This window comes from Haloferax sp. s1 (assembly GCF_058382125.1).
This window is the reverse complement of sequence record NZ_JBZRPK010000056.1, coordinates 1-747: the sequence shown is the minus strand read 5'-3', so window position 1 is coordinate 747 and position 747 is coordinate 1. Positions and strand designations below refer to the sequence as shown.

The following is a 747-nucleotide window of genomic DNA, read 5'->3' as shown; positions in this document are numbered from 1 at the left end:
AACGATGCCCGCGCTCTGGCGGTTGACCCGAACCGAGACGGCACACCGCGTCTAGGACGCACTGAGGGCCCACGGCCGGAGGGCGACCCAGATGGACGAATACGTCGTCCACACGAGCGAACTAGAGGCGACCCGCGACCCGCCGACCGGCGTCGAGGTTCGCGCACTCGACCCCGACGATGCGCGCGTGCACGAACAGACATACGACGCATTCGCCGAACTCCGCGACGACGAGCGGGCGGTGTGTGCGTTCGACACCGATACGGTCGACAGTGACTCGTTTGGTGGGGACTCACTCGGTGACGACTCGGTTGATGGCGACTCGCTCGTCGGCTACCTCTTTCTCGGCGACCCGGGCCTGACGTATCGCATCCACCCGCTGGAGACGGACGTGACGTTTTCCGGCGGGTACATCCGAAGGGTGTTCGTCGCGCCGTCGGCACGGAATCGCGGCATCGCCACGACGCTCGTCTCGGAGGCGGTTTCGCTGGCCGACGAACAAGGCGCAGAGACCGTGCACGCACTCGTCGCCCGCGACAACCGACCATCGCAGTGGACGTTCGAAGCCAACGACTTCCGCGTGGAGCGAACGCGGTCGTACTACCGTGTCGGGCCATGGCGTCGACAGCGCGTCACCGAGCGCTAACCAGCAGTATAGAGTCCTCTGTGCGTAATCGAGCACTCTGAGTGGCACAGAACACTCTGTTCACCACAGAGTGCTTCATCCGGGGACGTTTGTTTCTAGAT

At 64.3% G+C, this 747-nt stretch carries 1 pseudogene; it reads left to right on the top strand.

From position 1 onward, the window contains the following. Positions 1-4 precede the first annotated feature (4 nt). Positions 5-646, top strand: a pseudogene (locus QT222_RS00335) (GNAT family N-acetyltransferase). The last annotated feature ends 101 nt before the right edge of the window (positions 647-747 follow it).